This window comes from Gilvirhabdus luticola (genome assembly GCF_040117515.1).
Lineage (GTDB): Bacteria > Bacteroidota > Bacteroidia > Flavobacteriales > Flavobacteriaceae > Gilvirhabdus > Gilvirhabdus luticola.
In genome coordinates this window covers 74980-96779 of record NZ_JBEEEN010000005.1, presented here as the reverse complement: position 1 = coordinate 96779, position 21800 = coordinate 74980, and the positions used below count along the sequence as shown (strand labels likewise).

Genomic DNA, 21800 nt, shown 5'->3' with positions numbered 1-21800 from the left:
ACTTGGTAAAAGTACAAGAATGAACGATAGAAAAAAAGTCGCCTTCTACACATTAGGTTGTAAGCTTAATTTTTCCGAAACGTCAACAATAGCTAGATCTTTTAAAGATGAAGGATTTGAACGTGTTGGTTTTTCTGAAAAGGCAGACATCTATGTTATAAATACGTGTTCTGTTACCGAAAATGCCGACAAACGTTTCGAGACCATTGTTAAACAGGCGCAAAAAGTAAATTCAAATGCCTTTATAGCAGCAGTTGGCTGTTATGCACAATTAAAACCACAGGAACTTGCTGATGTAAATGGCGTGGATTTAGTATTGGGTGCTACCGAGAAATTCAAACTCACAGACTACATTAACGATTTATCAAAGAACGATTTTGGTGAAATACATTCTTGCGAAATTGATGAGGCAGATTTTTACGTAGGTAGTTATTCTATTGGAGATAGAACAAGAGCGTTCTTAAAAGTACAAGATGGTTGCGATTATAAATGCACATATTGTACAATTCCATTAGCTAGAGGAATTTCTCGAAGCGATACTATGCAAAATGTTTTAAAAAATGCAAAAGAAATCGCATCAAAAAATATTAAAGAAATTGTTCTTACTGGAGTGAATATTGGTGATTACGGTAAAGGTGAGTTCGGTAATAAAAAGCACGATCACACATTTTTAGATTTGGTGAAAGAGCTTGATGAAGTTGAAGGCATTGAACGTTTAAGGATTTCTTCTATTGAACCCAATTTATTGAAAGATGAAACTATAGATTTGGTCTCTAAATCAAGAACATTTGTACCTCATTTTCATATTCCGCTACAATCAGGAAATAATAAAATTCTAAAAAAGATGAAACGCAGATATATGCGTGAATTATATTCCGATAGAGTTCGAAAAATTAAGGAATTAATGCCAGACGCTTGCATCGGAGTAGACCTTATTGTAGGTTTTCCTGGAGAAACAAAAGACTATTTTCTTGACACATACAATTTTGTTAATGAGCTCGACATTTCTTATTTACATGTGTTTACCTATTCAGAGCGCGATAATACCTTAGCAACAAAAATGAGTGGAGTAGTACCTGCCAATGTAAGAAGTAAAAGGAGTAAAATGTTGAGAGGTCTTTCTGTAAAGAAACGAAGAGTATTTTATGAAAGCCAGATAGGAACTATAAGAACTGTTTTATTCGAAAACGAAAATAAAGAAGGTTACATTCATGGCTTTACTGAAAATTATGTGAAAGTAAAAACACCTTGGAACCCAGAATTAGTGAATACACTTCATGAAATTGAGCTCACAAAAATTGATGATGATGGCTTGGTGAGATTTGAATTTGTTAAAAATCAAGTGCTGGTTTAGTTAAATGAAACTCCCTTTAGACAGGTTTTATCGAGTTTTAACGATTATTTTTGATTTAAAAGCCTTCCAACTGTAGGTTTGGATGAGAATACTAAAAGTATTACCAAATCTATAACTATGAAAATCTACCTACAATTATTCACAGTTTTTATTTTAATAACTTCAGTTACCTCTTGCACCAAAGATGAGATAAATAAAGATTTCAATATACTTGGTGTTTGGGAAGTAAGTAATTCTACAGATGATACTGTGCACAAACAAACATTGGTTTTCGGCGAAAACAGTACTGGTTTAAACATTTATGCAAGTGAATTTCTTTCTGGAGAAAAAACCTCAAGTGCAATTGCTTTCAATTGGGAAATTAATGGTAATGCAATAACGCTTTTTGAAGGCGACACTGTTCAAAATATTCAGATCATTAATTCAGATGATGAAGTTTATCTTTACCATGAAGATTTATATTTAATTAAAATATCAAATGATTACTCAAGTTACTATTAAATTGTAAAACACTATACAAAAAAAGCCCTAGACCAAAGTTTCGGGCTTTTTTTGTTGAAGTCTATTATTAATGTCTATTATTAATAAAACTTAAATTCTTAACCCAACAGGCAACATGCTCTTATACTGTCTGTTTCGTCTAATGAATTTTGCAATTTCTGGGCTTGTAGGTACAACGCTTAAATTTCGTTCTTCAATATTTTCAAAAACAGCTTTAAGAAAGTCATCAGTAAAATTTTCATCACTAATACATTCAGGAACAATTAGCTTGGTTAGAAAGATTTTTCGGTCCTGTAACGAGTATTCAATTTTTGCTAAATGGTCATCAACTTTAATTTCGTATTGACGTAAAAAGTCATTGTCTATTAGTTCAGCTGCATCAATCATAATAAGTATATTTTTAATTCTATAGGAAATCTAAATAGTGAGCACTATTTTTATAGCTTTGTCATGCAAATTTACAAAAAAAAATTGTTAAATAAGAGAATATTTAGGTTAAAACCTTATGAATCAAGAATTAATTCATGTTTACTTTATGCCAGGTTTGGCAGCAAGTCCTTCAATCTTTGAATACATAAAATTACCTGAACATCAATTTAAGATGTATTATCTTGAATGGATCATTCCATTTTCAGGTGAATCTATTAATAGTTATGCTAAAAGAATGACAAAAAACATAAAGCACGGCAACGTAGTATTAGTTGGTGTTTCTTTTGGAGGTATCTTGGTTCAAGAAATGAGTAAGCATATTAAACTTTTTAAGTTAATAATAGTATCGAGTGTAAAAACAAAACATGAATTACCAAAGCGAATGAAATTATCTAGAAAAACAAAAGCTTATAAACTTATTCCAACAAGTCTAATAAATAGTTTTGAAAATTTAGCAAAGTATTCATTTGGAGATTCGGTAAAGAAAAGGCTTGATTTATATAAAAAGTATTTATCTGTTCGTGATAAATTATATTTAGATTGGTCTATAGAGCAGTTAGTTTGTTGGGATCAAGAAAACCCAATCCCAGGAATAGTGCATATTCATGGCAGTAAAGACCATGTTTTCCCATTTCACCATATTAAAGATTGTATTACAGTAGAAGGAGGAACACATATTATGATTATAAATAAATACAAGTGGTTTAATAAAAATTTACCTCAAATTATTTTAACACAGTAAAATAAAATTATCAGGAAATATTTTTAACTTTAACCAAAACTTATTAGAAATGAAGATAGTACAAAAAGCATTGGCGTTTGTAGGATTATTAAGTTTAGGAATGTTATTTATTTATGCCCTTCAAGACGCCCCAACCGATGAAAATTTTGAAAAAAAATTAATAAACGATTATAACGTTTATGCCCTTCAAGTTCCAGAATATTTAGATTTTGCTGGTGAACCCATACCACTAAAAGATCCAGATATTTTAGAACGAATGGATAGAGAATTATTAGTTAATACATATTGGCAATCTAATGGTTTACTTATGTTTAAAAGAGCCAAAAAGTATTTTCCAATCATGGAACCTATTTTAGAAAAATATGGTATTCCTGACGATTTTAAGTATTTGGCCGTCATCGAAAGTGGGTTAACCAATGCAACTTCTCCAGCTGGAGCAAGAGGTGTTTGGCAAATTATGAGATCTACTGGTAGAGAAAATGGATTAGAAATAAACGATAATGTAGATGAACGCTATCATTTAGAAAAAGCGACTGAAGTAGCTTGTAAATATATTTTAGAAGCTAAAGATCAGTTAGGTACATGGACTCTTGCAGCCGCAGCATATAATGCTGGAAACACTGGTGTTTCAAGACGACTGAAAGAGCAGAATGTGTCCAATTACTATGATTTACTTTTAGGAGAAGAAACAGGAAGATATGTATTTAGAATAGTTGCTTTAAAAGAAATTATAACTCACCCAAGTAAATACGGATTTAATTTTAGAGAAAAGGATTTATATAATCAAATACCAACTTTTAAAGTTCAAGTTGATACTGCGGTTACTGATTTTACTAAATTTTCTGAAACGTTTGGAATAAATTATAAGATATTAAAAATTCACAATCCTTGGTTAAGAGAAGGTCATCTTAACAATAAATCTAGAAAACTTTACTTAATTGATATTCCAGAAGAAGGATATTATAATTTGGTGAATTAAATAAAATTATAATAAATCTGCTATTTAGCGTCTTCTTTGTTGCCTGTGACCACCATAGTGTTGGTTTGGCATTTGAGCGCGCTTCATATTCTCTTTCATCATTTTTATCTGCTCTGTTAACATACCTTGCTTATCTAGCTGTTGTGCTTCCGTCAAAAGTTTTTTAGCTTCTTGCTTTCTTCTTTTAGAGAATGCAATTCCAGATAAATTTAGTTTTGCCATAGCCAGATCATGTTTCATAGATAATCCTAGCGAAATAGCTTTCCTAAAATATTTTTCTGCTTCATTCATATTAGTTTGAGACACCATAATACCATGTAAGTAATTATAATACCCTTGTTGTTTTCTAACTAATGCAGATTTTGGGTTTTTAATTTTAGATAACCATTTTGTCGCTCCTTCAAAATCTTGTTTACGTAATCTTAAAAAAGCAAGTAAAATAAATTCGTTTTTGAAATATAGGAAAACAAATATTGATGATAATAGTATAAACATGATACCATTCCCTATGAAACCTTCACTAAATTGATAGATAGCATATCCGAAAATTAAAATGGCTATGATTAATTTTATTATTTTGTTGTACATTTTAGTAGATAATTTTAAGATTGCAAAGGTAATAAAAACAATTATAAATATTTTTTATTATAGTCTTGTCAGAGTAAAAACTCTTTGTATATTTGCACCCAGTTTTGAGATAACTCTGAACTATTAAAAAGATTATTCAGTTTTAAAAATATAAGACAATGCCAAAAAGAACGTTTCAACCTTCAAAAAGGAAAAGAAAAAATAAGCATGGCTTTAGAGAAAGAATGGCTAGCGCTAATGGAAGAAAAGTGCTTGCAAGAAGAAGAGCAAAAGGAAGAAAGAAATTGTCTGTATCTTCTGAATTGAGACATAAAAAATAATGATTAACAATTGTTAATATTTTAAAGGCGTTACTTAGGTGTAACGCCTTTTTTTATATCTGCGAATGACTATTTTTGAAAAATATTAAAAAAATAAAATGCCAAAAAATCCTCAACTAAAATCTATACTAATTATTGGTTCTGGTCCAATTATTATTGGCCAGGCATGTGAATTTGATTATTCTGGAACGCAATCATTAAGATCTTTAAGAGAAGATGGAATAGAAACAATTCTTATCAATTCTAATCCTGCAACGATCATGACTGATCCTTCAATGGCAGATCATGTGTACTTGCTTCCTTTAACAACCAAATCCATTATTCAAATTTTAAAAGAACATCCACAAATTGACGCCGTGTTACCAACAATGGGTGGACAAACAGCTTTGAATTTATGTATTGAAGCTGAAGAGAAAGGAATTTGGACAGATTTTGGTGTTAAGCTTATAGGTGTTGATATAGATGCAATTAATATTACTGAAGACCGTGAGCAATTTAGAGAGCTCATGCTCAAGATTGGAATCCCAATGGCACCTCAAGCAACAGCAACCTCTTATTTAAAAGGAAAGGAAATTGCGCAAGAGTATGGATTTCCATTAGTTATTCGCGCTTCATATACATTAGGAGGAGCAGGAGCTTCTATTGTCTACAAGCAAGAAGATTTTGATGAATTGCTAACTCGAGGTTTGGAAGTTTCCCCTATTCATGAGGTTATGATAGACAAGGCATTAATTGGTTGGAAAGAGTATGAATTAGAACTGCTTCGTGATAAGAATGATAATGTTGTTATTATCTGTACTATAGAAAATATGGATCCCATGGGAATCCATACAGGAGATTCTATAACCATAGCTCCAGCAATGACATTATCTGATAAAACGTTCCAGCGTATGCGTGATATGGCAATTCATATGATGCGTAGCATAGGTGATTTTGAAGGTGGTTGTAATGTTCAGTTTGCTGTAAGTCCTGACGACAAAGAAGATATTATAGCTATTGAAATTAATCCACGAGTGTCACGATCATCAGCTTTAGCAAGTAAAGCTACAGGATACCCAATTGCAAAAGTGGCTACAAAACTGGCTATTGGTTATACTTTAGATGAGTTAAATAATCAAATCACTGGATCTACTTCTGCATTATTCGAACCAACTATTGACTATGTTGTTGTAAAAATACCACGTTGGAATTTTGATAAGTTTGAAGGATCTGATAGAACTTTAGGCCTGCAAATGAAAGCTGTCGGTGAGGTGATGGCTATAGGTCGTTCGTTCCAAGAAGCTTTACATAAAGGCACTCAATCACTTGAAATAAAGCGTAATGGTATTGGTGCAGATGGAAAAGGGTTGAAAGACTACAATACAATAATTGATAAATTGACTAATCCATCTTGGGATAGAGTTTTCGTGATTTATGATGCTATACAAATGGGTATTCCTTTGAGTAGGATTCACGAAATCACTAAAATTGACATGTGGTTCTTAAAACAGTACGAAGAGCTTCATATTCTTGAAAAAGAAATATCCAAATTCAACATCGATACTATTGAAAGAGACCTCTTATTAGAAGCAAAACAAAAAGGATATGGAGATAGACAAATAGCGCACATGTTAGGATGTCTTGAAAGTCAAGTGTATAAAAAAAGAGAAGAATTGCGAGTTAATCGTGTGTATAAATTAGTTGACACTTGTGCAGCAGAGTTTAAAGCGCAAACACCATATTATTATTCAACTTTTGAAGATGATGTTGAAACTAAAGATGGTAAGCTTTACGCTGATAATGAAAGCGTTGTTTCAGATAAAAAGAAAATCATTGTTTTGGGCTCTGGACCAAACAGAATAGGTCAAGGTATAGAGTTTGATTATTGCTGTGTTCATGGTGTATTAGCAGCTTCAGAATGTGGTTATGAAACCATTATGATAAACTGTAATCCAGAAACGGTTTCTACAGATTTTGATATAGCCGATAAGCTTTATTTTGAACCTGTTTTTTGGGAGCATATTTACGATATAATCAAGCACGAAAAGCCAGAAGGTGTCATTGTTCAATTGGGTGGTCAAACCGCCTTAAAGCTTTCTGAAAAGTTAGATAGATACGGTATTAAGATAATAGGCACTAGTTTTAAATCTTTGGATTTAGCTGAAGATCGTGGTAGCTTTTCGACCTTATTGAAAGAAAATAATATTCCATATCCAGAATTTGATACGGCTGAAACCGCTGATGAAGCTTTAGCTGTAGCAGACAGGTTGAACTTCCCAATATTGGTAAGACCATCTTATGTATTAGGAGGTCAAGGCATGAAAATTGTGATTAACAAGCAAGAATTGGAAGAACATGTAGTTGATTTACTTCGTAAAATACCAAATAACAAATTGTTACTTGACCATTATCTTGATGGCGCTATAGAAGCTGAGGCAGATGCTATTTGTGATGGAGAAAACGTATATATCATAGGAATCATGGAACACATAGAGCCATGTGGAATTCATTCAGGTGATAGTAACGCTACGTTGCCACCATTTAATCTTGGGAATCTGGTAATGCAGCAAATTAAAGATCATACACATAAAATTGCACTTGCCCTTAACACAGTTGGTTTAATCAATATTCAATTTGCCATAAAAGACGATATGGTTTATATCATTGAAGCAAATCCAAGAGCCTCACGCACAGTACCTTTTATAGCAAAAGCCTACGGTGAGCCTTATGTTAATTACGCCACTAAAGTAATGCTAGGAGATAAGAAAGTAACCGATTTTGAATTTAAACCATATTTAAAAGGTTATGCCATTAAGCAACCTGTATTCTCATTCAATAAATTCCCTAATGTGAATAAAAAGCTTGGACCTGAAATGAAGAGTACTGGAGAAAGTATATTATTTATTGATAGTTTAAAAGACGATGAGTTTTACAACTTGTATTCCAGGCGCAAGATGTATTTGAGTAAGTAATTACTTTTCAACTTACTTTGAATATGTAATTGGTTTCCCAAAAGTTTTTTTCAACTTTTATAATATTTAAATCCAGATTATTTGAATTTGCAATAGTCTGGATTTTTTCAATATTACAGTCTTCAGATAATATCATAAAACAATTAGATTTATTAGTTATCCGAAATTGAAGTTGGTTGAAAAGTTTTTGAAAATATTCAAAATTTGGGCCACAGAACCAGGCACTTTCTTCAACCGATTTTGGAGTTCTTGGATAATAGGGAGGATTGATAATTATATAATCGAACATTTTATTTTTCAGATTTTCAAATAAATCTGAATACAAAATTTCAATTTCAAGCTGATTTGCTTTTGCCGAACTTTTAAGGTAAGCCAAAGCAGTTTTGTTAATATCGGTGGCAGTAACGTTAGCTCTTTTTTTTGATGCGAAAAGAGAAATTATGCCACTGCCACAACCCAATTCCAATAATGTTTTTCCATCTAAATCTAAAGTGTCCAAATATTTTAAAAGTATTTTTGTGCTGAAAGTATATTGTGGAGAAAATACTCTAGGCGCTATGGTTATGCTAATATTTTCGTATTTAAATGAACGAGGTTTAGAATAGTACTTTTTAAACCACCATTGAAAAAAAGGGTTAGATATTTTTTTGAAGAATTTCCGCATTATTCGAGGTAGAACCCTTCAATTTCTGGTTGACGATATTTCCATAATTTTTGCAACACTTTTATTTCATATGGAAATTTGTAAAACCCCGATCTATACCGATAGCTTGACAATAACCGAAGCAATTTTTTCTTATAGCCAAAAATTCTAAAATCCGATACCGTTGGATAATAACCGTTCAGAACCGTTTCAAAATTTTTGATTTTATCAATCATTGCTGAAGTTAACCATGGTGTTAAGGGATTTTTTCTTAAATCAAAATTTTCCCAAACTGGAGATAACCAATCTTCCAACTGTTGCGGAAAGCTAAAACCAGACTCTATTATTTGTTTGTACAAATCTGAACCTTCAGTCGGAACAGGACTATATAAGTAGATTATAATTTCGGTATCTGGGTTTAAGGTTTTTATCTCTTTGATGAAATTAATGTCCCAATCAATTTGGTGCATTACTTTTTCTTTAGATTCACCTGGAAGACCTAATACAAAGGACATTTCAGGTATGATGCCAACTTTTCTCATTCTTACTGCAAAATCCTTTATCATTTGTCCGGTTTGCTTTCCACCTTTATCCATTTGTTTTAGAATCTCATCATTGCCTGTTTCGGCACCAAGAAATATCATTTTGCAGCCTGCTTTTCTCATCAATAATAAATCTTCATCATTGTATTGATTAATAGTATCTATGCGGCCTTCGCCCCACCAATCTATATTATCATTTAGTATGAGTTTTGAAAATTCAACCACGCGCTTTCTGGAAGTGAAAAAATTATTGTCATGAAACTCGATAGCATCAATCTTGTATTTCTCTTTAAAAAAAGAGACATCTTCATAAATTTTCGTGGCAGATTTTCCTTTCCATCGTGCATTGTAAATAGGTACAACTGCACAAAAGGAACAAGTAAAAGGGCAACCAAAACTGGAGTGATAAGAAAATGTCCTTTTACCCAAAAACGTTTTACCTAAATAATTTTCCAATTTATAGAAACTATCCAAGTTGTTGTAGGGTAATGGAGGAAGCTCATCCTGATTCAAAAGAGTTTCTTTAGCGTTTACAGCTATTTTGTTGTTTTCGTCTTTGTAAATCAGGTTTTTGATTTTAGGAATATTATCATGGTTTTTATGGATCAACGCTTCTAAAAGTTGAGGGAAAGCATTGTCTCCAGGACCATTTATTACATAATTTACGAAAGGAGAATTAATACAAACTTTATATTGATTGGATGCAAAATAGCCACCCCAAATAACTATGCTGTTAGGGTAATTTTCTTTTATTTTTTTTGAAAAAGGAATGGCTTGCTTAAGTTGTGGACCAGGCATAACTGTAGAACAGAAATATTTAAAATCTCCAGAATTGAAATAAGATTCGATTCTTTTCCAAGGGTCATTTTCAAGATTTCCATCTACAAAAACAAAATCATATTTACCGTAGATAGAAGCACCAACTTGTAAAATAGAATTAGGGATTCTATGTTTTGAATTGGCACTTTTAGGATTAAATATGAGAATTTTTTCTTGAGACATAGTATTGTTAGACTAATTTAGCAAAAATATTACCGTGTAATCTATTTGTTGGTAGGCTATTTATAATTGAACCAATAGAATTTTTATTTTCCCATTTGGAAAGTTCAAAATAGTTGTTTTCGTTTAATATGAAATTATACTCATAATTACCTAGTGTTGATAGCTTTTTAATACATTTTAGAGTTTCATTTAAAAAACCATCGGTAAATTCAAATTCTAATAATGGAATTGCGTAAGTCAAATTTTTTAATATTTCGAATTCAAACCCTTCAGTATCTATTTTGCAAAAATCTGGGATACCAAAAAGTTCAATTTGTTTATCTATAGTTTCAGTTTCGATATATTCTGTATCATTCCAGAAAATATTTTCAGATGTAAAATGTTCAATGAACTTACTTGATAATGTAGCTATTTCTATATGATTTGCAACATGTAAAATGCTTTTCTTGTTAGTGCTTCCTAATGCTTTTTTGACCAATGTGAATTGTGGGTTTTTAATTTGACTCAAAGTAGCATGACATTGTGATTGAGGTTCGAATGCAACAACTCTTGCACCTAAAGAAAGAAAGATTTTACTTTTAAACCCAACATTGGCGCCAATGTCAAAGCAGAGTGAGTTTTTTTTGATTAGTTTCTTATAAAATCTTTTTTTTCTGTAGTATTTTAGAGGTAAACGTATATTCAAGAATCTATTTTATTAAGTGAATAATATTTATAACTCAACACAGCAATAAATTGGCAAATTGCATTAGCTAATAATACACCTTCTAAATTCATGCCTAGAGACAAAAATAGTATGGATAAAAGCAAATTAATTATTAAGCATAATGTTGATATTTTTACTATTGTAAATTCTTTGTTTTGCTTGAGTAAAACATACAAATCAATTGTATATAAATAACATAAGAAACTTATAAAAAACCCAAAAACATACCCTTTTAAACTTAATTCGATTTCATAAATTTTAAGCACAAAATAAATTGCGATTGTCGTAATTATAGAACCAATTAGTCCAAACCACTTCAGTAAGTTTTTTATTTTAATTATTGCAATAGCAGACATTCTAAAAATATTCTTTATGTAGGGTAGTGCAATAATTCCTGCTATAGATTGTGAAAACACAAATAGTCCAGAGATTATTTGATAATTACCTAAAGTAGCTTTATCTCTATAAAAATTCAACACATAAAGATCTACCTTTGATTGTAAAAAACCTGTGATAGCCAAGAGAGTAAAAGGTAACCCAAGTTTCAATAAATTAAAATCAACTTTTAACGTCTTCAAGAAAAAAAACTTTGGATATAATAGTATATAACCCATAGCTATCAATAACATACTTAAACTATAATATACTACTGTTTTTTGCAGCGTTAATGAGTTTGCTTGAAGGATTAAAAAGAAGAGTAGTGCAAAACCGAGCAGCTCTACAATAATCATTTTTAGAAAATCTCTTTGATAAAAAACTATAGGCAGTACTGAATTCTTAATAAATACACTTATAAGCCATACTATTAAATAGATGTATAAAGATGGATTATACAGGAGAATTAGAGTTAAAATGAAACCAACGACTATAGGTAATCTAACCGTAAAATAGTGTTGCCAATTTTGAATTATTAAGCTAGGATTACTACTAAAAAGTCTTAATAAATACATCTTGTTACCCCAATTACATATAATACCAGCTATATAAAAGAAAAGTAGGTGCTCAACAAATTGACCCCAAAGCTCATGTCCTTTACTTTTTATAATTATATATGAAAAAAGTAATGAAAGAAGAGGTGTAATGACACTTTTAGTAGCGTTTAATAGTATAGGGGAACTACGGATTAAGTTTTTGTTTAATGTCACTACCTTAAGTTTATTGAACGAATATAATATTTTATATTTATCATAACTTTAAAGTGTTGATGAATAAAAACAAGATTTCTTTTGTAACAGAACTTAAGTGGTATATTCCATTGGTAGTTTTCATTACATACTTTATAGTTACTTCTTATAATTTTCAATTACATGATTTTGCTAACTATTATTTTGCTTCTAAAGCAGGATTAGAATTTGAAGATAGCTCATTTATATATTCCATTTATTCTTTTAATTCTTATTTATGGTCATTGGGTTATCCAGAAGTATTGGTAGATTTTTATATAAACTCACCCTTTACAATTGCAGTATTTTCTCCTTTTTTATGGTTTGAGAACGCTTTTGTCGCTAAACTCATTTTTAACATATTAAGCTCTGTTTTTTTCCTAGCTTCATTATATTTATTACTTAAATCTAAATTTAATAAAAAGCAATCGTCCATATTCTTTATTTTATTACCCGTATTGTTTTTTGTGCCTTTGCGTAACCAAATACTCTTTGGACAAAGTTATTTTTTAGTTTTTTCTTGTATTGTATTTGCCTTATTGCTCATTGAAAAGCAAAAAGAAATAAAAGCTGGTTTTATTCTCGTTTTAGCGTCCTTACTAAAAATATTCCCTGTTATATATGGTCTTCATTTACTACTTAACAAAAAGTATAAAGCCCTTGCAATATCAACTTTAGTTGTTTTAAGCTTAATTTTAATAGCTATTTGGCAATCGGGTTTGGAGATATGGAAAACTTATTTGGTTGAAGTTTTACCAACAACTTTTAAGAATCATAGTGGTATTGGGTATCAGTTTAATGCGCAATCTGTGTCTGTTTTTTTGAAGACTTTGTTTGTTAAAGATGTTTATTACAATCCTGAAGCTATTGTAGATTCGTTTGCTACTTATACTGTATTAACTTGGCTTTATAAATCATTTATTATAGCATTGTTTATTCAAGGAATTAGGGAAAACAGTAATAATGTTTTTAAAGTTTTTGTAATAACTACAGTAAGCTTATTCTTGCTTCAAGACAGGACAGCAACCTATGCCCAACTTTTATGGATAATTCCACTTAGTTATCTTTTTACTTCAAAAATTTCAATTAAAATTAAATATCTCATGGTATTAGAAATATTAATTATTTGTAATATCCCTTTAAGATGGCTAGAAGAGCTACCAATAATTTTAAAGTTTGGTAGAATGTGGCTCATGTTAATTGTTGGAATAATATTCTTATTCCATTTTGTAAAAAAAATAAAGCCTAAATTTATATTATATACATGTTGTTTTACCATTCCTATTAGTATATTTTCGATTGTTAAGTATGTACCTTCAAAAGCAGAATATGTTCTACCTAATACAGATTATTTTTTAGTTCATGAGTACTCTGCAGAAAAGGGGTATCTAACTTATAAGGCTTTAGGCAGAAATGGAGAAGTGGAGGAGAACACTGAAATTAAGATAAATTCTATTAGTGAAAATGAGTTGAAAGTAATTGACAATCAAGTTTATTTTAGAGGCCAGCAAATCACTTTTGATAATTCTTTAAAGACTAGACCCAAATTAATAAACAATTCCGAAATTTATTTTTTGAGTGACTACAATACAAGAAGAGGACAATTCACATTAAAAAAAATAGTTATTGATTGAATTCCTAAAATACCATATAAAAGACAGGATAGTTTTGACAATTAAGCATTTAAAGTTGCTTTTGTTTCCTAAACACCCCATTATTTTAGTTTTCACTATGGGTAAAGTAGGCTCGTTAAGTGTTTACTCATCACTAAAGAAAAAAATGTGGCAACATGCAATATTCCATATCCACACATTAGATAATAATGAGGTTGAAAGAGTAAACAGACAATTACAAGACAAAGGATTGTTTCCTGATAGTAGAAATCCAGTGCCATTAATACACAAATACTTTTCTAGAAGACAAGTTAAAATTATTACATTAGTGAGGAATCCCATTGAAAGAAATGTTTCAGCTTTTTTTGATGCTTTTCAATTTTTAGTTGGTGTGAAAAAAAAGGATTTTATTGGTAGCATAGCAGATTTAGAGAATAATTACCATCAAACTTTTTTACACGAGTATCCAATATTTTGGTTTCAAAATCAATTTTATAAATGTACAGGCATCAATATTTTTTCTTATCCGTTTAATCCAGAAAAAGGATATTTAACAATCGCAAAAGATACTGTTTCAGTACTATTAGTTAGAAGTGACTTACCTGATTTTAGAAAAGAAAATCTTATTTCAGAATTTTGCAGCATTCAAGATTTTGAGTTAACAAATACAAACTTGAATACAAGTAGCTTATATCAAAAGTTCAAGAACAACATAAAATTTTCTAAAAAATATCTTGAAGATATTTATAATTCTGATTTAGCTGTTCATTTTTTTTCAGTACAAGAAAGAAATGATAATATAGAAAAATGGATTAAGAAGGATGCTTGAAAATTTTAAAACTACCCAAACCTAATTTTTGTAAGAAGTACTTTATGGATACTCCCAAAACCCCAAATCCATAAATAACACTTCTTGTAAAATTGATGGATGAAGAATTCTCATCATATTTGGTAGGACAAGATATTTCTCCTATTCGAGCATTATTAAAACAGAATTGTGCAATAATTTCGTTATCAAAAATAAAATCATCAGAATCAGTATTAAAAGCAATGGAATTCAAAAACTGAGCATTGTAACAGCGATAACCCGTATGATATTCTGAAAGCTCTTGATGCATTAAAACATTTTGAACAAAAGTTAGTATTCTATTTGAAACAAACTTATAAACTGGCATACCACCTTTTAAAGCACCTTTCCCTAAAATTCGAGAACCAAGCACCAAATCATAGGTGTTGTTAGCAACTAATTCACACATTGCTGGTATGAGTTTAGGACTATATTGATAATCTGGATGTAGCATTACAATAATATCTCCTTGTAAATCAATAGCTTTAGAATAACAACTTTTTTGATTTGCACCATAGCCTAAATTCTTATCGTGTTTTAGAATGTGTTTTATGCCTAATTGTTTTGCAACTTCAAGGGTTTTATCGTTGCTACAATCGTCGGTAAGAATAACTTCATCAACGATATCCGTTGGAATTTCACGATAAGTTTTCATTAACGTTTTTTCAGCATTATAAGCTGGTAAAACAACTATTATTTTTTTGTTGTTTAGCATCTATTCCAGGTAATTAACTTCATTTTCGGAAGGTTCTCTAACACTGCTCGATACAGTAAGCCCTTGAAAAGGTGCTAAAGATTCAACATCATTTCTGTGGTATAGATTTCCAAGAAAAGGAAATTCATCATAAACATGTGTTTCTAATTCTGAAAGCAAGCTTTCTATTTCAGCTAAAGGTAAATTCCACTCATAACTTAATCGCTGTGCTGATGGTTCCATAAATGAAATGTAAAGCAATTCAGTAAATGTATGTTGTTGAGTTTGGGTAAAATCAACACCATTTGGAAACAAGGTAGTTTTGTTTTCATGATGTTGTACCCTATAATTTTGTAAAGTGTTTTGAAGCTCATTGTAGGTTAAGTAGTTTGGGTAATTATTTTGCGGTGTAAAAAGCGGATTGATTGTTGATTCATGACACCACATACACTTTGCAGGTTTACCAGCGTTTGTATAAATACTTTCAGCTGAAGGAATCCTAATTCCGTTTGCATCAAAAATGCCAAAACGTAATTGACCGTTAGGTAATATTTCAATGGTTTCGTATTCGTTAATTTCTTGGGTTATTGGATCAACTTCAGTTGTCATTAAAAGTTGATTGAGGGCATTTTGCTCACTAAATTCCAATATTCTATGTTCGTTTGAAACAGTAGAGTTATCTATATATCCTTTTAAGGGTAGAAAAGTATAGTTATTTAAAATTTCATCTAGGGTAATTGGTGTGCCAACAATTTTGTAATAATGTTCTGAAGCACCAATCGTTAAGGCAATAAACCTTCCTAAATCAATAGTGTTGTTGGTTTTATATTCATTGGAAGTTTTCATGATTTCCACTAGTTCTAAAAGAGACTGTTCAGCGCTTGTATTGAAACCCAATTTTATAATATCTATGGTAATGGCGGTATCTGATACTGAAATGCCCATATCGCCGCTTGGTAGTGATGCACCTATATAAGATAAAGCCCATTTTAGCCCTATTAATGATTGATCTATGGAATCATCTTCATAGGCTTTGTTCCATTTTAGAGTAATGGTTGTGTTGACATTAGCCAAATCAGAATATGAATCGTTAGAACATGAAATTAGTAATAGATAAATAAATGAAAGTAGTCTAATTTTCATAATTATTTAGATAGGTTCATTAACCCACTTGCAATAATAGATTTTAATTTTAATTTACTTTTTTTTAAAAACGAACTAGTTCTTTCTATCTCCATTTCGTTAACCACTTTTCTCACAGCATATTCATAATACTTTCTTTTATAGGTTCTTTCAAAATCAATATCTCTATCTGTAGAGGTTTCCCAATTAGGTTGAACAGTAATTTTATTTTCAATTTCATTGTAGAGACTTGTTCCTTTAATAGGATATGCCACAGTTATGGTATATTGTGTCGGATTGGCTTCTTTGAGATATTGAATAGTTTCTTTAATATCGTTTTCAGTTTCTTCAGGATAACCCAACATAATAAAAGTGCCTGATTCTATACCTAGTTTATTTGTTTTTTGAATCATTTCTTTTACTGTTTTTACATCAACTCTTCTGTCCATAGCATCAATAACTTTTTGAGAACCACTTTCTGCTCCAATCCAAATTCTAAAACATCCTATATCTTTAAGTTGCTTTAGAACTTCATCGTTGAGACGTTCAGCTCGGGTAATTATTTCAAAAGGGATTTTAAAATTAGCTTTGTTCATTTCAGAATGAAATTCGTTAATCCATTTATGACTAACTGTAAACACATCATCTACAAACCAAATGGCATCAGCATTATATGTTGCTTTTAGTTTTACCAACTCTTCAACAACTATTTTTGCTGGTCTTCTCCTGTAACTTAAACCATATACTGCCGTACTGCACCATTTACAAGTATAGGGACAACCACGTTGCGTACTAACTGTCATTGAACTTTTGCCGTGATGTTTTTGCCAAGTGTTTAAATACTTTTGTACAGGAATTGCATCTCTATTTGGCATAGGAAGCTCAGCAAGATCTTTTATTTTTTCTCTTGCTTCAGTTTTAATTAATTTTCCATTTTCCATAAAAGCAATTCCTGGAATATCATTAAAACTTTTCTTGCAAATTATAGCTTGATACAATTCTAAAGTTGTTTGCTCTCCTTCACCAATCACTAAAAAGTCAGCTCCAGTTTTTAAGTAATTCTCGCAATTGTATGTAATATCTGGGCCTCCTAAAATTATTTTCGGAAACCCATAAGTAGGTTCACGTTTAAGAATTTTAACCAATTTTATAACATTTATTTTAGTCATTAAATTGGTATAAATGGCTATTATTTTCGGTTGTTTTTCTAAAATATATTGTAATTGCTCTTCAGAAGAATTAAAAGTGCTGTCAAAAACATCATTTGGAATATTATACTTTTTTAAATAGGATGAAATATAAAGTAACCCTAATGGAGGATAAGGTTTCATGATTTTTTGCTCTTTGGCATCTTCATACAAATAATAGGCATGTGTTAGAAGAATACTCATCTTTTTTCTAATTCAATAATGAAGTGGTCGGCATATTTTGCTAAAGCAGAAAGGCCTAACAATTTTTCAATATTAACCAATACCTTAAATACAATACCTTTTGTTACAAAAGAATTTTCTAAATAAGAAGGAGGAATACTGATTCCTATTGGTTTGATAAATTTTATAGCAAACAACTTTTCTGTTAAAGATACAATATCTTTTGGGTTGTAAAACCATGTTTTAATTGGTTCTCCATGAACATTTATGAGTATTGGACTAGTTGTGTTTCTCCGCTTTGCAGTTATAAACTTTCCTTTTAGAAAAAAGTAAAAAATTTCCCAAAGACATTTTTTGGACATAATAACCGCTACTATTTTACCTTGAGGTTTTAACAAAGGAACACATTTACTAAAAAAAATATTTAATTGATCTTTTGAAAGACAATTAAGACCACCAAAGTTTGAAAACACTAAATCGAATTTTTGTACAAAATCTTCGGGGTTAATTAAGTTAATATCCAATACTTCAAACTGAAGATTATTTAAATTGGTTTTGGCGTTTGCAATTTCTATCATTTCTGGAGATACATCTGTTGCTAATACTTTATGGCCTAATTGAGCAAATTTTATAGCATCTTCTCCTGTGCCACAATTAATTTCAAGTATTGATATTTTTTTTGAATTAGAAATAATTGGATTTATATAAGAATAGACTCTATTACGCTGGGCTTTGCCTATTTTGGTAAAGGTAAAATCCTTATCATAACTTATTGAAGCACTACCAAAACCTTTAGGCATGAGAATGTTGGAATTTTTTGAGTTGTACTTTATTGATAAAAGCAAAGAGAACATAATATAAAAAAAGTAGCATAGACCTCAATTCAGGTTTAGTAGTTTTAAAGGGCATTTGTAATACCTTTTTAAAATTTGTTATAGCCTGACTTTTTCTATACTCTTTATGCACGTATCTATGGAGTTTCTTATAATATTTAGAATGGTAAGTGCCTTTAAACATCATTGCCAAATCGTCTGAATCTGTCCAATTGGCTTTCAACTTTAAATCATCTTTTACTTTTTCGTAGAATTTTGTGCCTGGTAATGGATAGGAAACGGAAATACCAAGATTATCAGGTTGTAATTCCTTTATCATGTGTATCGTCTTATCGATATCTTCTTTGGTTTCTCCCAAGTATCCAAACTGTATAAAAAAAGCAACTCTGATATTTTTTTGTTTGAGAAGACTTGTTGCTTCATAAATTTGTTTCACAGTGGTTCCTTTATCCATTGCATCTAAAATAGTTTGAGAGCCACTTTCCGCTCCAACCCAAACTTCTTCCAGACCACTTTCTGCAAGAGCGTCTATTGTATCTTCTTTCAAGAGAAGATCAACTCTACTCTGAATATAATATTTGATTTTTAAAGATCTTTTTTTTAGTTCTTGATTGAATTCTTGAACCCAATTTGGCTTTAACCCGAAAATATCATCACACATCCAAAACTTGTTGACTCCATAGTTTTCTTTTAAATAGGAAATATGGTTAGTTATATATTGTACAGAGTGAGAATTATATCTATTCCCATAAATCGGTTTTGCACACCAATTACATTTAAATGGACAACCTCTGGTTGTTACCATGTTAAGCGTAAATTCCTTGCCACCGGAATTCCAAATAGATTTGTAAGCATCTATATCTATTAAATCCCATGCAGGAAGTGGTAAAGTGTCTAATTCATTTAATACAGGTCGTTTTGGATTTACGACTATATTATTGTTTTCTTTGTAAGCAATACCTAAAATATTAGAATATGATTCATTCTTCATAAGTGAATCAGATAACTCCTTTAATGTAATTTCTCCTTCACCTTGAATAATGAAATCTGCACCAGCTTCAAGATAGTCTTTATAATGATCTGTCGCATCAGAACTGCTAACGATAACCTTACAATCATGAGTTTTAGCTATTTGTATCATTTCAAAAGCTGCCTCTCGCATCTTTGTAAGGCACATTTTGGTTAAGTAATTAAAGCAATCGTCATAAATTACAAATAGCTTTGGTGTTTGGTTTTCTAAAACAGGTTGTATGTCTTGAGGATTATCTATCAAACATGTGTCAAATAAGCTAACCGAATAATCATGTTGTCGTAAATATGATGCGGCATAAATTGTACCTAGTGGAGGATAAGGTGTTTTATTTTTCCATTGTTTAGCATCGAATTTGTAAAAATAGGAATGCGAAAATAAAATATCAAGCATGTTCGGGTTCTAAAATTATTTCATGTTTTTGTTTTACATGATTATAATTTTCATTTAAGGCTTCTATAACTTTTTTCTGAAAATTATTAGGGTGATGTTTAGAGACATTTTTAGTAGATTTCATAGCAATATTAAAATCTACATTATGCAAATGTTTAAACTTCTTATTCCAAACATTAAGTGTCATTATTCTAAATTGTGTATCTAAAAAATCACCAAATTTATTATTGAGTATAAATTCTATTAATTTCGAAATAATAGGTTTTTTTGTATCACTGACAAGACTAAAATTCTCTTCAATATTTTTATTTGGGAAATATCCTTTTACCCACTTATTGTTACTCATAAACTCCTTAAATATGGATTGCCCATAGGTTGGGATAAGAGTTACTAGCTCCATTGCAGTAAACTTGTTTTTTTCTGTAATATTTAAATTGTTACTGCCGATAAAGTAGTTTACACAGAAGTATTTTTTAGAATTGAGTAAAAATATTTTTTTATACAAAATTAGTAGGGTTCGAGCTAACCATAGTTTGTTTGGAGAAGTAATAATGAAAAAATCCACATCACCTTCACTGTCAAAACAGCCTTTAGATAACCCACCAGACAACGCAACCCCTTTTACATAAGGGAATGAAGCAATGCGTTTACTTATCCTTAAAGCTTTAGGCATTATTTTCTCTGCCATCTTATTGTTGGTAAGTCTTCTTTTTACTGAATCTAGAGATTGAGTGTTTAGATAATAATCACCAATTTGGTAAATAATCTTTCTTTTTAATAGAATTTCAAGCTCATTATCCAATATATCAATATTCTCACTGGTTGAAAATTTAAAAATTTCATCTCTAGTAACGGGATAATTAAATATTGAAAAGTATAGTATGGTCTTTAGAGCTGTCAAAATATATAATTGATTGTTTAATTATTGCTTTTCAAGATTAAATTCAAATGAAACCGCAACATCTTGTGCAATTTTGTTGCTCACTATTTTTGGTATTTCAATGTCATAATCTGAAGCCTTTGATATAAATTCTCCAGTAATAATAATTTTCCCATCAGCTTTTGTAATGGTTAATGGAATATCTTCTAAAGCTTTTGTGACACCATGAAAGGTTAGCTCTCCAGAAATATTGTAAGACGATATATCGCTATGTATATCCAGTCCTGAAATGTTTCCCTTAAAAGAAGCTTTTGGGAATTGACTCGATTCAGCATAGTTTTCATTAAAATGCTCTTCCATAAGTGCATTCTTAAAACGGAAACTTTTCACTAAAACCAAAGCAGCAAATTCACCATTATCAGTATTTATTATAGCTGTTGCAGCATTACTCTTTGCTTTGACCTCTTCAAACGCTGGTACTGAAGCTTCAAAGCCTATAATTCCTGACCTCGTGATATATTTGTTTTGGGCAAATGAAGTTAGGCTAAATAGAAGAATGAAATAGAATATGTTTTTCATAGATTTAAATTTATAAAGATTTAGAACAAAAATTCTGCCAAGAAACAATTTAATTTTCTAACAGACCATCTGTTTCCCATTGTACAATTTTATCAATGAGGTTTTGAGGCAATCTTGTGCCTCCAAAAGGCATAAATCCAGCCTCTCCTGGTTGAGCCGAAATTCTGTTTATTAAATTACTATTTTCAACAGCACTTTTTACTTTATCATAAGTCGTTAAAGAATTTGGGGCACCATTTACTGGAGGGTTATTATGGCAAAAAATACAATTGTTATCTATGATAACTTTTACATCATCAATATAGGTCACTAATTCTGGGTCTGGATCGGGAGGAACTGGTTCAAGCAAATCATTTTCACTATGATTGGTACACGATATGATTGAAAAAATGGTAATAATAGATGCACTGAAGATTAGATATTTTTTCATAATCCTAACAATTTTTGATATAAATTTAATTAAATTCATTTTAATTTCATTAATTTTAAACAATAAATTGCTTTAAAACATTTGTATAT

General features: G+C 30.5%; 22 protein-coding genes. 8 read left to right on the top strand and 14 right to left on the bottom strand.

What is annotated here, in order from left to right; all coding sequences use genetic code 11:
• Positions 1-19 precede the first annotated feature (19 nt).
• On the top strand, positions 20-1354 hold the full coding sequence (mtaB, locus tag AAFP94_RS09805) for a tRNA (N(6)-L-threonylcarbamoyladenosine(37)-C(2))-methylthiotransferase MtaB (protein WP_316662495.1): 1335 nt from the start codon (positions 20-22) through the stop codon (positions 1352-1354).
• A gap of 117 nt (positions 1355-1471) precedes the next feature.
• On the top strand, positions 1472-1855 hold the full coding sequence (locus tag AAFP94_RS09800; RefSeq protein WP_316662494.1) for a hypothetical protein: 384 nt from the start codon (positions 1472-1474) through the stop codon (positions 1853-1855).
• A gap of 90 nt (positions 1856-1945) precedes the next feature.
• Here the strand turns inward: AAFP94_RS09800 and AAFP94_RS09795 are convergent, their stop codons facing one another.
• Positions 1946-2242, bottom strand: a complete 297-nt coding sequence (locus AAFP94_RS09795; protein WP_316662493.1) for a GNAT family N-acetyltransferase — start codon at positions 2240-2242, stop codon at positions 1946-1948.
• 118 nt (positions 2243-2360) lie between these two features.
• Here AAFP94_RS09795 and AAFP94_RS09790 point away from each other — a divergent pair, with 118 nt between their 5' ends.
• Together AAFP94_RS09790 and AAFP94_RS09785 are read left to right on the top strand one after the other, a co-directional pair.
• Complete coding sequence (locus AAFP94_RS09790) at positions 2361-3026, top strand: alpha/beta hydrolase (protein WP_316662492.1); 666 nt, start codon at positions 2361-2363, stop codon at positions 3024-3026.
• Between the two features lie 49 nt (positions 3027-3075).
• Positions 3076-4005 carry a lytic transglycosylase domain-containing protein gene (locus AAFP94_RS09785; RefSeq protein ID WP_316662491.1) on the top strand — a complete coding sequence of 310 codons (930 nt, stop codon included), beginning with the start codon at positions 3076-3078 and terminating at the stop codon, positions 4003-4005.
• Between the two features lie 24 nt (positions 4006-4029).
• Here the strand turns inward: AAFP94_RS09785 and AAFP94_RS09780 are convergent, their stop codons facing one another.
• Positions 4030-4593, bottom strand: a complete 564-nt coding sequence (locus AAFP94_RS09780) for a DUF2892 domain-containing protein (RefSeq protein ID WP_316662490.1) — start codon at positions 4591-4593, stop codon at positions 4030-4032.
• Positions 4594-4751: 158 nt separating this feature from the next.
• Between AAFP94_RS09780 and rpmH the strand changes: the two genes are divergently transcribed.
• Positions 4752-4913 carry a 50S ribosomal protein L34 gene (gene rpmH, locus AAFP94_RS09775; RefSeq protein ID WP_316662488.1) on the top strand — a complete coding sequence of 54 codons (162 nt, stop codon included), beginning with the start codon at positions 4752-4754 and terminating at the stop codon, positions 4911-4913.
• Positions 4914-5011: 98 nt separating this feature from the next.
• The gene (gene carB, locus AAFP94_RS09770) at positions 5012-7864 is read left to right on the top strand and encodes a carbamoyl-phosphate synthase large subunit (protein ID WP_316662486.1); all 2853 of its coding nucleotides are present in this window, start codon (positions 5012-5014) and stop codon (positions 7862-7864) included.
• Between the two features lie 7 nt (positions 7865-7871).
• Here the strand turns inward: carB and AAFP94_RS09765 are convergent, their stop codons facing one another.
• Genes AAFP94_RS09765 through AAFP94_RS09750 form a run of 4 tightly spaced genes read right to left on the bottom strand, consistent with a single transcriptional unit; the run spans position 7872 to position 11902 of the window.
• A complete protein-coding gene (locus AAFP94_RS09765; RefSeq protein WP_316662485.1) occupies positions 7872-8528 on the bottom strand; it encodes a methyltransferase in 657 nt (218 codons plus the stop codon).
• On the bottom strand, positions 8528-10051 hold the full coding sequence (locus AAFP94_RS09760) for a B12-binding domain-containing radical SAM protein (protein WP_316662484.1): 1524 nt from the start codon (positions 10049-10051) through the stop codon (positions 8528-8530). Before AAFP94_RS09760 ends, AAFP94_RS09765 begins: the two co-directional genes overlap by 1 nt.
• Positions 10052-10058: 7 nt before the next feature.
• Positions 10059-10736 carry an FkbM family methyltransferase gene (locus AAFP94_RS09755; protein WP_316662483.1) on the bottom strand — a complete coding sequence of 226 codons (678 nt, stop codon included), beginning with the start codon at positions 10734-10736 and terminating at the stop codon, positions 10059-10061.
• Positions 10733-11902, bottom strand: coding sequence for a hypothetical protein (locus AAFP94_RS09750; protein ID WP_316662482.1), 1170 nt, complete (start codon positions 11900-11902; stop codon positions 10733-10735). The genes AAFP94_RS09755 and AAFP94_RS09750 overlap by 4 nt, the downstream gene beginning before the upstream one ends.
• A 59-nt stretch (positions 11903-11961) precedes the next feature.
• Between AAFP94_RS09750 and AAFP94_RS09745 the strand changes: the two genes are divergently transcribed.
• The gene (locus AAFP94_RS09745; protein WP_316662480.1) at positions 11962-13554 is read left to right on the top strand and encodes a glycosyltransferase family 87 protein; all 1593 of its coding nucleotides are present in this window, start codon (positions 11962-11964) and stop codon (positions 13552-13554) included.
• A gap of 97 nt (positions 13555-13651) precedes the next feature.
• Complete coding sequence (locus AAFP94_RS09740; RefSeq protein ID WP_316662479.1) at positions 13652-14362, top strand: putative capsular polysaccharide synthesis family protein; 711 nt, start codon at positions 13652-13654, stop codon at positions 14360-14362.
• Here the strand turns inward: AAFP94_RS09740 and AAFP94_RS09735 are convergent.
• Genes AAFP94_RS09735 through AAFP94_RS09700 form a run of 8 tightly spaced genes read right to left on the bottom strand, consistent with a single transcriptional unit; the run spans position 14346 to position 21711 of the window.
• Positions 14346-15095 (bottom strand): glycosyltransferase family 2 protein, encoded by a 750-nt coding sequence (locus tag AAFP94_RS09735; protein ID WP_316662478.1) that lies wholly within the window; start codon positions 15093-15095, stop codon positions 14346-14348. The genes AAFP94_RS09740 and AAFP94_RS09735 overlap by 17 nt on opposite strands.
• Positions 15096-16217: a hypothetical protein gene (locus tag AAFP94_RS09730; RefSeq protein ID WP_316662477.1), complete on the bottom strand. Its 1122-nt coding sequence runs from the start codon at positions 16215-16217 to the stop codon at positions 15096-15098.
• Between the two features lie 2 nt (positions 16218-16219).
• Complete coding sequence (locus AAFP94_RS09725) at positions 16220-17587, bottom strand: B12-binding domain-containing radical SAM protein (protein WP_316662475.1); 1368 nt, start codon at positions 17585-17587, stop codon at positions 16220-16222.
• Positions 17584-18366, bottom strand: coding sequence for a class I SAM-dependent methyltransferase (locus AAFP94_RS09720; RefSeq protein ID WP_316662472.1), 783 nt, complete (start codon positions 18364-18366; stop codon positions 17584-17586). The genes AAFP94_RS09725 and AAFP94_RS09720 overlap by 4 nt, the downstream gene beginning before the upstream one ends.
• Positions 18359-19822 carry a B12-binding domain-containing radical SAM protein gene (locus AAFP94_RS09715; protein ID WP_316662471.1) on the bottom strand — a complete coding sequence of 488 codons (1464 nt, stop codon included), beginning with the start codon at positions 19820-19822 and terminating at the stop codon, positions 18359-18361. Before AAFP94_RS09715 ends, AAFP94_RS09720 begins: the two co-directional genes overlap by 8 nt.
• Complete coding sequence (locus AAFP94_RS09710) at positions 19815-20723, bottom strand: nucleotidyltransferase domain-containing protein (RefSeq protein WP_316662468.1); 909 nt, start codon at positions 20721-20723, stop codon at positions 19815-19817. The genes AAFP94_RS09715 and AAFP94_RS09710 overlap by 8 nt, the downstream gene beginning before the upstream one ends.
• A gap of 21 nt (positions 20724-20744) precedes the next feature.
• Complete coding sequence (locus AAFP94_RS09705; protein WP_316662467.1) at positions 20745-21281, bottom strand: YceI family protein; 537 nt, start codon at positions 21279-21281, stop codon at positions 20745-20747.
• Positions 21282-21330: 49 nt separating this feature from the next.
• Positions 21331-21711 carry a hypothetical protein gene (locus AAFP94_RS09700; RefSeq protein ID WP_316662465.1) on the bottom strand — a complete coding sequence of 127 codons (381 nt, stop codon included), beginning with the start codon at positions 21709-21711 and terminating at the stop codon, positions 21331-21333.
• Positions 21712-21800: the final 89 nt, after the last annotated feature.

Excerpts from the sequence above, each read along its gene's own strand:
- mtaB (WP_316662495.1), top strand. The coding sequence starts at position 20 with ATGAACGATAGAAAAAAAGTCGCCTTCTACACATTAGGTTGTAAGCTT.
- AAFP94_RS09800 (WP_316662494.1), top strand. The coding sequence starts at position 1,472 with ATGAAAATCTACCTACAATTATTCACAGTTTTTATTTTAATAACTTCA.
- AAFP94_RS09795 (WP_316662493.1), bottom strand. The coding sequence starts at position 2,242 with ATGATTGATGCAGCTGAACTAATAGACAATGACTTTTTACGTCAATAC.
- AAFP94_RS09790 (WP_316662492.1), top strand. The coding sequence starts at position 2,361 with ATGAATCAAGAATTAATTCATGTTTACTTTATGCCAGGTTTGGCAGCA.
- AAFP94_RS09785 (WP_316662491.1), top strand. The coding sequence starts at position 3,076 with ATGAAGATAGTACAAAAAGCATTGGCGTTTGTAGGATTATTAAGTTTA.
- AAFP94_RS09780 (WP_316662490.1), bottom strand. The coding sequence starts at position 4,593 with ATGTACAACAAAATAATAAAATTAATCATAGCCATTTTAATTTTCGGA.
- rpmH (WP_316662488.1), top strand. The coding sequence starts at position 4,752 with ATGCCAAAAAGAACGTTTCAACCTTCAAAAAGGAAAAGAAAAAATAAG.
- carB (WP_316662486.1), top strand. The coding sequence starts at position 5,012 with ATGCCAAAAAATCCTCAACTAAAATCTATACTAATTATTGGTTCTGGT.
- AAFP94_RS09765 (WP_316662485.1), bottom strand. The coding sequence starts at position 8,528 with ATGCGGAAATTCTTCAAAAAAATATCTAACCCTTTTTTTCAATGGTGG.
- AAFP94_RS09760 (WP_316662484.1), bottom strand. The coding sequence starts at position 10,051 with ATGTCTCAAGAAAAAATTCTCATATTTAATCCTAAAAGTGCCAATTCA.
- AAFP94_RS09745 (WP_316662480.1), top strand. The coding sequence starts at position 11,962 with ATGAATAAAAACAAGATTTCTTTTGTAACAGAACTTAAGTGGTATATT.
- AAFP94_RS09740 (WP_316662479.1), top strand. The coding sequence starts at position 13,652 with ATGGGTAAAGTAGGCTCGTTAAGTGTTTACTCATCACTAAAGAAAAAA.
- AAFP94_RS09735 (WP_316662478.1), bottom strand. The coding sequence starts at position 15,095 with ATGCTAAACAACAAAAAAATAATAGTTGTTTTACCAGCTTATAATGCT.
- AAFP94_RS09730 (WP_316662477.1), bottom strand. The coding sequence starts at position 16,217 with ATGAAAATTAGACTACTTTCATTTATTTATCTATTACTAATTTCATGT.
- AAFP94_RS09725 (WP_316662475.1), bottom strand. The coding sequence starts at position 17,587 with ATGAGTATTCTTCTAACACATGCCTATTATTTGTATGAAGATGCCAAA.
- AAFP94_RS09720 (WP_316662472.1), bottom strand. The coding sequence starts at position 18,366 with ATGCCTAAAGGTTTTGGTAGTGCTTCAATAAGTTATGATAAGGATTTT.
- AAFP94_RS09715 (WP_316662471.1), bottom strand. The coding sequence starts at position 19,822 with ATGCTTGATATTTTATTTTCGCATTCCTATTTTTACAAATTCGATGCT.
- AAFP94_RS09705 (WP_316662467.1), bottom strand. The coding sequence starts at position 21,281 with ATGAAAAACATATTCTATTTCATTCTTCTATTTAGCCTAACTTCATTT.
- AAFP94_RS09700 (WP_316662465.1), bottom strand. The coding sequence starts at position 21,711 with ATGAAAAAATATCTAATCTTCAGTGCATCTATTATTACCATTTTTTCA.